This is a genomic window from uncultured Marinobacter sp. (assembly GCF_963974375.1).
Classification (GTDB): Bacteria; Pseudomonadota; Gammaproteobacteria; order Pseudomonadales; family Oleiphilaceae; genus Marinobacter.
This window is the reverse complement of sequence record NZ_CAXBDN010000225.1, coordinates 1-7,138: the sequence shown is the minus strand read 5'-3', so window position 1 is coordinate 7,138 and position 7,138 is coordinate 1. Positions and strand designations below refer to the sequence as shown.

5 protein-coding genes are annotated in these 7,138 nt (G+C 60.1%); 4 read left to right on the top strand and 1 reads right to left on the bottom strand.

What is annotated here, in order from left to right; translation table 11 throughout:
* Both AAC035_RS16385 and cynS read left to right on the top strand, forming a co-directional pair.
* A partial coding sequence (locus tag AAC035_RS16385; protein WP_339806041.1) for an ABC transporter ATP-binding protein occupies positions 1-633 on the top strand: 633 nt, incomplete at its 5' end.
* 69 nt (positions 634-702) lie between these two features.
* Positions 703-1,146 carry a cyanase gene (gene cynS / locus AAC035_RS16380; protein ID WP_339806039.1) on the top strand — a complete coding sequence of 148 codons (444 nt, stop codon included), beginning with the start codon at positions 703-705 and terminating at the stop codon, positions 1,144-1,146.
* Positions 1,147-1,270: 124 nt separating this feature from the next.
* On the opposite strand, the gene AAC035_RS16375 is transcribed toward cynS, so the two are convergent.
* A complete protein-coding gene (locus AAC035_RS16375) occupies positions 1,271-2,578 on the bottom strand; it encodes a nitrate- and nitrite sensing domain-containing protein (protein WP_339806037.1) in 1,308 nt (435 codons plus the stop codon).
* 210 nt (positions 2,579-2,788) lie between these two features.
* Between AAC035_RS16375 and AAC035_RS16370 the strand changes: the two genes are divergently transcribed.
* Positions 2,789-3,868, top strand: coding sequence for an efflux RND transporter periplasmic adaptor subunit (locus tag AAC035_RS16370; RefSeq protein WP_339806035.1), 1,080 nt, complete (start codon positions 2,789-2,791; stop codon positions 3,866-3,868).
* A gap of 4 nt (positions 3,869-3,872) precedes the next feature.
* Positions 3,873-6,971, top strand: a complete 3,099-nt coding sequence (locus tag AAC035_RS16365) for an efflux RND transporter permease subunit (RefSeq protein ID WP_339806033.1) — start codon at positions 3,873-3,875, stop codon at positions 6,969-6,971.
* Positions 6,972-7,138: the final 167 nt, after the last annotated feature.

Here is a 7,138-nt window from a genome sequence, read left to right as displayed (position 1 = left end):
TGGAAAACGGCCCTGAGTAACATCATGTTCGGGGTCAGGGCCCGGTGGCCGAAGTGGTCCCGCCAGAAAATCAGGGAGCATAGTGAGAGCTACCTGAAGATGGTGGGGCTGAACGAGGCCATGCACAAGAAACCGTCCCAGCTGTCCGGGGGCATGCGCCAGCGGGTCAGCATCGCCCGGGCGTTTGCCACCCAGCCCGAGCTGCTGCTGCTGGACGAACCTTTTGGTGCTCTGGATGCCCTGACCCGCGGCGTGATTCAGGAAGAACTGGTCAAAATCTGGGGTGAAACCCAGCAGACTGTGTTCATGATCACCCACGATGTGGATGAGGCCATCCTGCTGTCTGACCGGATTTTTCTGATGTCCAACGGCCCCCACGCACGAATTGCGGAAAGCGTGGCCGTCAGCCTGCCGCGGCCACGGTCCCGGGCCAATATATTCCAGAACCCCGCCTATCACACCCTGCGGGACTATCTGGTGGACTTCCTGGTCAATCGCAGCAGCCAGGCTTTGCCTGAAGCGGATGGCAGTCCCCGGGTAGTGGACCCGGCGGCCGGAAGTCCCGACAAAAGACACGATGGAGACACATATCTGTCGGCTGAAGAAAACGCGGCGAAGGCCGTGAATGCCTGAGCTGTAAAACCCGAACCAACCTGTATCAGGATTCAAATCTGACCAGATCAACCTTCTGAGGAACAAACCATGATGAACAAAGAACTGATGACCGCAAAAATTCTGGAAGCCAAAGCCACCAAAGGCATTTCCTGGGAAGTGCTGGCCGAGACTATCGGCATGTCACCGGTGTTTACCACCTCGGCCTGCCTGGGCATGAATTCCATGACTGAAGACAAGGCCTTTGCGCTCTGTGAAGCTCTCGGCCTCGACAAGCCGGTGGCGGAAACGCTGCAGGTCTGCCCCAAGAAAGCGTGGGACCAGGGCGTGCCCCAGGACCCGCTGATCTACCGCCTTTACGAGATGATGGGGGTGTACGGTGAGACCATCAAAGAACTGGTCCACGAGAAGTTTGGCGACGGCATCATGAGTGCCATTGATTTCACCATGGAAGTGGACAAGGAGGAAAACCCCAAAGGTGACCGGGTGATCCTTACCATGAGTGGCAAATTCCTGCCCTACAAGCGCTGGTAGGACAAGACCCTCCCGGACTCTCAGCAGGATAGGGCCGACCTGTCACACCAGAACGCTGCCAGACGCGGCGTTCTGGCCAAAGGCGGGCAACTGGCCACCGGGATGCCAGACCCGGACGGCAGTGTTAGCGAGCCGACAGCAGGTCGGTCATGGTCAGCAGGGAACGGGCAACATCCGTCAGTTTACGCCCCTGGTCCATGGCGAGTTTTCGTAGCAGCTTGTGGGCTTCGTCATTGGAAATCTGCTGGTGTTTCATCAGCATCAGTACCGCCTTTTCCAGGGTGCGGCGATCTTCCAGTGCTTCGCGGGCGGCGTGCAGCTCTTCGTTCAATTGCTCAAGACGCTGGGCCTGTTGCTGCACCAGATCAAACACCGAGCGTCCGAACCGCGGCCCGATACCCTGATTGTCGTAGTTGCGGGTCGCGCCGCTGGCGGAAGTGTCATTGCAAACCAGCAGTACCGGTTCCGGTGCATGCCCTGATTCGTCGAGCCCGGCAGCCAGGGTTTCTTCATGGGCCAGCGCGTTGCGGGCAGCAGTGTAACGTTCGATACAGCAGCGGTGGAAATGTTCTTCCAGGCTGTCTTCCACCGACTTGAGATGGTCTATGCGTTCCGTCATCAGCCGGAACCACTGGTCTGCCAGAGCCGGATCCAGCGGCTTGTAGCGTCCGATAGAGCAGGCCAGTCCCCGCAGGTGCCGGATCTCTTCCCAGTAGGGGGCACGGCTGCTGTGTTTCCAGAGGGCCACCGAGTCGGCATCGGCAAATCGCGTAAACACATCGAAATACCGATCCTGCGCATCAATAAGGTGCGTAATGCGCTGTGAGAGTGCGTCATCAAACTGGCCCCGGGAGAACCCCAGCGAGCCCGTGGCCCGCTCCTGACCCGCCATTTCCTTGCCCTGTATCAGGTTGACCATGGCCACCAGAATACCGGCGATGGTTGGATCCACCACCGTTTCTGCGGCCTCAAACACCACGGCAATAAGGTGGCCGACCCTTTCGATATAGGCGTCGATGGCCTCCGTCGCGGGGATTTGCTGGCCTCTTACCCGTAGCCGGATCGGGTTCAGGGTATCCAGGCCATGCAGGGCGGCGGCCAGGCTGTTGAGAAGTCGGCTACTGGCCGGGCTGGCGATCAGGGTCTCGTAAAGAGCCTCCAGGTCGTCCTCGAACACCTGCTGCCGGTCCCGGGTCTCCTGCGTCAGCTGAATGAGCTCCTCACTGAAGCGCTGCCCTGCAGAACCCAGATAGACGTTGGAGGCACCCCGTTCCCGCTGCAGGGTGTGAATCAGATTGCCTATGCTCAGTACCAGCTTGCCCATCTGAAGAAAACGCTCCAGATTGGCCAGCTCACATTTTTTGGATGCGATCAGAAAGTCAGTGGCTTTGGGCATAGGCTTGGGTACCGGGGTTGTACTGAGCGCGTTCATGGTTGTTCTCCCTGAAATGGCCATGAGCGACCACATTTCAAATGCATTTACAGACGGCCTGGCGGCCAGACAATCCGGCTGGCTCCTGAACTGATTTTTGCAAATAACAGGCCATCCCGTGCCGGTCAGCGAATTAACCAGACGGGACACTGGCACCTTGGCGAGTGACTTTGTATGCTTCGCCAATTGTCTTAAAGGAGCAGGTGTGGCATGAGCAGGATGAAGTGGGGATCAACCGGGCTGGCACTACTGATTTTGCTGGCTCTGGTCATCTGGATGGCAACGGGTGACTTCCGGACTGCTCGCAGCGACGCACCAGAAGCAACGGACCAGGAGGCTGCTTCCCTGCCGACGGTGGAGGTGGAATCGCGTAGGGCTGGCCTGTACCGGCCTGGGCTGCGCATTCAGGGGCAGGTCGAACCCTGGCGAAGCCTTGAAGTTACGGCAAGGGTGGCCGGTACTGTCGAGTCCATTGCCGTACGTAACGGGCAGACCGTCAGCGCCGGAGACAACCTGCTGGTCATCTCGGAGGACGAGCGCCCTGCGGCACTGGCCAGAAGCCGTGCCCGGGTCAGTCAGCTGGAGGCTGACCTGAAGGCTACCCAGCGCTTGCGCAGTGACAACCTGGCCTCGGAATCTGATCGCCTGCGCCTGGAAAGTGAGCTCGCGTCAGCCCGGGCCGAACTGCGTCAGGCCTCCCTTGCCATGGATTACCTCCGGCCGGCTGCAACTTTCGATGGCGTTATCAACCATCGTCATGTCGAGCAGGGACGCTTTGTTCAGGCAGGGGAGCCACTGTTTGATCTGGTTCAGGTGGACCTGTTGAAAGTATCAGGGTATGTGCCCCAGCAGGCGGTCAGTCAGGTCCGGGAAGGTCAGGCTGTAGAGATCGAGCTGCTGGACGGGCAAACGCTGGAAGGTAGCGTGTCCTTTGTTGCCAGCGCAGCCGATCCGGAAACCCGCAGCTTCCGGATGGAAGCCCGGCTGGAGAACCCCGGGCTACTGAGGATCGCCGGGGGCAGTGCAACGCTGAGGGTCATGCTGCCGGAACAGACAGCACACTTCCTGTCACCGGCACTGTTGAGCCTGGGGGACGATGGCCGTCCTGGTGTGCTGTTGGTCACGGCTGAGGATGTTGTCGCTTTCGCCCCGGTAACACTGCTCAGCGTGCAGACCGATGGAGCCTGGGTAGCTGGCCTTGAATCACCGGTGCGGCTGATTTCCCGGGGTGGGGGCTTTGTTTCCCGGGGGCAGACGGTAAAGGCGGTGTCGGCCGGACAGGGAGACTGAGTCAATGCGGACACTGATCTATGCCGCGCTGGACCGCAGCCGCACCTCGCTGGTGTTGCTGGGTTTTCTGATGATGGGAGGGCTGGCGGCCTTTATAACCATCCCCAAGGAAGCGAACCCGGACGTTACTATTCCGATGATCTACGTTTCCATGACACTGGAAGGCGTCAGCCCGGAAGATGCCGAGCGTCTGCTGGTGCGTCCCATGGAACAGGAATTGCGTTCCCTTGAAGGCGTGAAGGAGATGCGCAGCACGGCTTCGGAAGGGCACGCGTCGGTGATGCTGGAGTTTGATGCCGGGTTTGATCCGGACAAGGCTCTGGTTGATGTCCGTGAGAAGGTGGACACCGCCCGTGCAGAGCTGCCCTCCGAGGCCGATGAGCCTACTGTCAACGAAATCAACGTATCGCTGTTTCCGGTGTTGTCTGTGGGCTTGTCCGGCCCTTTGTCGGAACGGGAGCTGATCACTATTGCCCGTCGCCTGCAGGAAGCCATCGAGGGCATACCGGAAGTACTTGAAGTCACCATTGGTGGCGACCGCGAAGACCTTCTGGAGATTGTGGTCGATCCCCAGGTACTGGAAAGTTACGGAATCGATTACGATCAGCTGGCCATGCTGGTCACTCGCAATAACCAGCTGGTGGCCGCCGGCAGCCTCGATACCGGCAACGGTCGCATGGCCATCAAGGTGCCGGGGGTGATCGAGAATATTGAAGATGTCATGTCCATGCCGGTGAAAGTCAGCGAAGACCGGGTAGTCACCTTCGGCGACGTGGCCATGCTCAACCGGGGCTTCAAGGATCCGTTGGGGTTCGCAAGAATCAACGGTGAGCCGGCGCTGGTGCTGGAAGTGTCCAAGCGTTCCGGCGCCAATATCATTGAGACGGTCGCGAAGGTGCGCGGTCTGATGGACGCGGCGGCGCCGCAGCTGCCGGATGCCCTTGAAGTGCGTTACATCATGGACCAGTCCAATGATGTCCAGAACATTCTCAGTGATCTCCTGAACAATGTCCTGACCGCGATTGTGCTGGTGGTTATCGTGGTCATCGCCGCCATGGGCTTGCGGTCGGCGTTGCTGGTGGGCCTGACCATACCGGGAGCGTTTCTTACCGGCATCCTGGTGATATGGGCCATGGGTTATACCCTCAATATCGTGGTGCTGTTCAGCCTCATTCTGGTGGCCGGTATGCTGGTGGACGGCGCCATCGTGGTGTCGGAACTTGCCGACAGGAATCTTTCCGAGGGCATGCCGGTGGGCAGGGCCTGGGCGGATGCGGGCAGCCGCATGGCATGGCCGGTGATTGCCTCGACGGCCACCACCCTGGCGGTTTTTCTGCCGTTGCTGTTCTGGCCCGGGGTGGTGGGTGGCTTCATGAAATACCTGCCTATCACCGTGATTATCTGCCTGACGGCCTCGCTGGCGATGGCGCTGGTGTTCCTGCCGGTAATGGGCGGCGTAAGTGGTGGCCGCAGAGCCCGCCAGGCCAGGCCCGCCGGGCGTTTCATGACGGCTTACCGCAGTACCCTTGGTGCACTTCTTCGGCACCCTGGTCTGACTCTGGTCGGAGCCTTGCTGATTATCGGCATTATCTACGCGACTTACGCTCGCTTTAATCATGGCGTGGAGTTCTTCCCCAGTGTGGAGCCGGATTCGGCTCAGGTTCAGGTCCGCGCCCGGGGCGATCTGTCCATTTACGAGCGGGACGCCATTGTCCGGGAAGTGGAGCGGAGGCTGACCGGTATGCCCGAGGTGGAGGCCCTGTATGCCCGTTCAATGGTGGCACCGGATACCCAGCTTGCGCCGGATGTGATCGGGGTGCTCCAGTTTCGTTTTATCGACTGGGACCTGCGCCGGCCGGCCTCACAGATTCTCGCGGATTTCCGGGAGCGCACGGCGGACATCCCGGGCGTGATGATCGAGTTCCGGCAGCAGGAGGATGGCCCGGGTGCGGGTAAGCCCATAGAGCTCAAGGTCAGTAGTACCGACAGCCAGGCGATGGAAGACTATGTCAAGGAGCTGCTGTCCGTCATGTCGGGCATGAGCGGTCTGGTGGATCTTGAGGATGATCGCAGCCTGCCGGGCATCGAATGGCGCCTGCAGGTCGACCGGGAAGCGGCGGCGCGCTTCGGAACGGATGTGCTCAGTATCGGCAGCTCCGTGCGGCTGATCACCAATGGCCTGGTACTGGCCACCTATCGGCCGGAGGACGTGCGCGATGAGGTCGATATCGCGGTGCGGGTCCCTGCCAGCTGGCGTGAGCTGGACCAGTTCGAACGCCAGACTCTGAACACCAACCGCGGCCAGGTACCGCTGTCGCAGTTTGTGACCCTGGAACCGGCGCCAAAAACCGGTACCATCGCCAGAGTAGATGGACAGCGAACCATTACCATCAAGTCTGATGTAGGCCCGGAAACCCGGGTGGACCAGCAATTGCGGGAACTGAGGGCGCAGATGCCGGAGCCCCCGGCTTCGGTCACAGTGACCTTTGCCGGTGAGGATGAAGAGCAGCAGGAAGCGGCCACTTTTCTGGCCACCGCATTCCTGGTGGCCATTGCCCTGATGCTGCTGATCCTGCTTACCCAGTTCAACTCCTTCTATCAGACCTTGCTGATCCTGTCGGCGATCGTGCTGTCCACCGCAGGGGTGTTGCTGGGCCTGCTGGTCAACGGCCAGTCCTTTGGTATCGTTATGGTAGGGATGGGGATCATTGCGCTGGCCGGCATCGTGGTGAACAACAACATCATTCTTATCGATACCTATAACGAGATGCGCGGACAGGGTATGACACCCTACGACGCGGCGCTGGAAACCGGCTGTTTACGTCTGCGCCCGGTGCTACTGACGGCGGTGACAACCATACTTGGCCTGATTCCCATGGTTATCGGGGTGAACGTTGATCTGATTGCGCCTTCGCTGGGCTTCAATGCGCCGTCGACCCAGTGGTGGACCCAGTTGTCCAGCGCCATAGCCGGGGGGCTGGCGTTCGCGACCCTGCTGACGCTGTTGCTGACACCCGCCTTGCTGGTACTCGGTGGCCGCTTTGGACCGCCACAGCCAGACCGCGCACAGGGGGCCGGTTTGTCAGAGCCGTCACAAGGCTGAGTCCGGAGCTGCAAATCCCTGCCTGAACGCGTCGCTGGCGTGCTTAAGTGAGCCGCCCGGGCAGGGTAGGCTTTAGTACCCGGAGTTTTATTGCCAAGTGGTAACCAGGTATTCCAGCTGTCCGGGTCAGGAACAGAAGGGCCATGATGAACGCTCCTGATCACATG